Genomic DNA, 1839 nt, shown 5'->3' with positions numbered 1-1839 from the left:
GCTGGAGGACGAGCTGGACGGCGATGTACAGCAGCGTGCCCGCCACCAGGCCCGCCAGCGAGCCGAGCATGCCGTAGTGGAGCGAGAGGATGAACGCCGGCGCGAGCGTCGTGAGCCACGACAGCTCCTTGTAGGTCCACGTTCCCTCCGGCACGGCTTCAAGCACCACGATGGGGACGAGGTAGGCGACGACGCAGTAGAAGGCCCACCGCTTGGGGAGCGGCGGCCGGTGCGCCATCTGCTCGAACCCGATGGTGGCGATCGTCCGGGCCCACCACGGCGTTTTCCGCTCGGTATCCATCGCCTCACTCGCTGTGAAGGGTGAGGAGCCGCAGCTCCGTCATCTCGTCGATCGCGTATCGCACTCCCTCACGGCCAAGGCCGCTCGCCTTCGCGCCGCCGTAAGGCATGCGGTCCACGCGCCAGGCAGGGACCTCGTTGCCCATGACGCCGCCGACGTCCAGCCGGTCCCACGCGCGCATCAGCTTGCCGACGTCGCGCGTGAAGACCCCGGCCTGGAGGCCGTACGGCGTGTCGTTGACGCGTGCCAGCGCATCATCGAAGTCGCGGTACGCCGTCACCGTCGTGACGGGCGCGAACACCTCTTCGCAGTTCACCTGCTGGTCCGGCCGCGTGCCGGTGAGCACCGTGGGCACGAGGAGGTTGCCGCGTCGCGCACCCCCCGTCATCACTCGCGCGCCCTGGCCGACGGCCGCGACGATCCACGATTCGGCGCGCCTGGCCGCGTCCTCGCTGATGAGCGGGCCGACGTCGGTCGCGGGATCGAGTGGATCGCCGACGGCGAGCGTGCGCACCCGCGCGACGAAGCGCTCGAGGAACAGGTCGAAGACCTGCTGGTGCACCAGGATGCGTTGCACCGAGATGCACGACTGGCCCGCGTAGCTGTACCCGCCCACGGCGCAGCGCTCCACCGCGCGCTCCAGGTCGGCGTCGGGCTCGACGATCACGCCCGCGTTGCCTCCCAGCTCGAGCGCGACGCGCTTGGTCCCGGCCGCCGCCCGTATCGTCCAACCGGCGCGCGCGCTACCCGTGAAGCTGATCATCCGCACCCGCTCGTCGTGCACCAGGTGCTCGGCAACCGCGAGTTCGCACGGCACGATGTTGATGCCGCCGGCCGGGTAGCCGGACTCGGCCACCAGGTCGCCGAGCCTGAGGGGGGAACGCGGATCCTGCGGGGGCGGCTTGAGCGTGAGCGCCGCGCCGCACGCCATCGCCGGCGCGATCTTGTGGGCGGCGAGCAGCACGGGGAAGTTGAACGGCGTGATGGCAGCTACCGGTGAGAGCGGGACGCGGCGGGTGAGACCGATGCGTCCCTTGCCGGCGGGGAGCACGTCGAGCGGCATCACGTCGCCGACCATGCGGGTGGCTTCCTCGGCCGCGTCGCGAAAGACGAAGATCGCGCGGTCGAGCTCGAGGTTGGCCTGGGTGATGGGTTTGCCGGCTTCGCGCGCCAGCAGGTTCCCGAACGTCGCGCGGCGCGCTTCGAGCCCGTCGGCGATGCGTCGCAGGCACGCCGCCCGCTCGTAGGCAGGCAGCTTCCGGCAGGCCGGGGCCGCGGCGAGGTTCGCGGTGACGGCGGCGTCCATGTCGGCCGTGCTAGCGAGGTGGTGGGTGCCCACCTCGGCGCCGTCATACGGCGCGCGGATCGTGGCGGACGCGCTCGCCGTGCGGTGCTCGTTCGCGATGATCATGTTGTTGCTCTCCGCGGCGGCGCGCTCGGGTGACGGGAGCCGCGCCGGGCTGCGCCCCGTTAGTGCTCGCCTCGGCGCGGTCCCGTCACCCTCGCGCCCGTCGCGCTAGTCCCCCACCTGCCGGAAA

The 1839-nt window shown here is 71.6% G+C and carries 2 protein-coding genes; both read right to left on the bottom strand.

Annotated elements, in window-relative coordinates; translation table 11 throughout:
- A partial coding sequence (locus Q8Q85_11795; protein ID MDP3774936.1) for a hypothetical protein occupies positions 1 to 301 on the bottom strand: 301 nt, incomplete at its 3' end.
- Between the two features lie 4 nt (positions 302 to 305).
- The gene (locus tag Q8Q85_11790) at positions 306 to 1712 is read right to left on the bottom strand and encodes an aldehyde dehydrogenase family protein (GenBank protein ID MDP3774935.1); all 1407 of its coding nucleotides are present in this window, start codon (positions 1710 to 1712) and stop codon (positions 306 to 308) included.
- Positions 1713 to 1839: the final 127 nt, after the last annotated feature.

It is taken from the genome of Gemmatimonadales bacterium (genome assembly GCA_030697825.1).
Classification (GTDB): domain Bacteria; phylum Gemmatimonadota; class Gemmatimonadetes; order Gemmatimonadales; family JACORV01; genus JACORV01.
Note: the sequence above shows the minus strand (reverse complement) of the source record. Positions and strands in the feature narration are given on the sequence as shown.

Excerpts from the sequence above, each read along its gene's own strand:
- Q8Q85_11790 (MDP3774935.1), bottom strand. The coding sequence starts at position 1,712 with ATGATCATCGCGAACGAGCACCGCACGGCGAGCGCGTCCGCCACGATC.